Genomic DNA, 669 nt, shown 5'->3' with positions numbered 1-669 from the left:
AAAAACTAAACCTATAATAAACTTTGTATTGTCATCTTGATTTAATAGAAAGTCAAATATATTTTCCATTATAAAAACTCCTATTGTTTTAAACTATAAATGAGTAGCAAGTTTATAGTTTAAAAAATTATTTTTTGTTGTAATGTTTATATTTTATAGTTGTTAATAAACCTTATTGCTAAAAACAAAAAGCTCTAACTAATAAAGTAAATAAAATTTTAAAATATGATTTTTTATATAAATCTCTTATTCTATCTAATTATAATTTTTTAATATGTTCTTCAATATAATTTTTTTAATTTACGCAAATTAATTGATGAAACTTCCTCTGTTCCTTCATAAACAGACATTTCAAGTCCTTCATTAGTAAATTTAAACTCTATATAAGCATCATTTGTAGATATAGTTTTATAATGATTYTCTGATACTTTAGATAATTTATTATTTGCTATATTTCCTTTTATAGCTCTGTCGCTTTCCATTACAACATCTACGCACTTTTTTACAACTTCTATTGTAGATTCATCATTAGGATARTTAATTTCTATACCATTATAACCTACAATTATAAGAAGCGATTTCATATATGTTTCATCAGCTGACATAAAATATTGTCCGTATAGCTCTTCAGGYATATTTGTGTTTTTTTCTGTTTTTTGAGAACATGCT

At 22.4% G+C, this 669-nt stretch carries 1 protein-coding gene; it reads right to left on the bottom strand.

The window, feature by feature from the left end; all coding sequences use genetic code 11:
- Positions 1–281: 281 nt before the first annotated feature.
- Positions 282–669 (bottom strand): hypothetical protein (locus tag GQX97_RS13595; RefSeq protein WP_232473428.1); only part of this gene is annotated, 388 nt, incomplete at its 5' end.

This window comes from Brachyspira sp. SAP_772 (genome assembly GCF_009755885.1).
GTDB lineage: Bacteria > Spirochaetota > Brachyspiria > Brachyspirales > Brachyspiraceae > Brachyspira.
The sequence above is the reverse complement of the archived record's forward strand: the minus strand, read 5'-3'. Positions and strand labels throughout refer to the sequence as shown.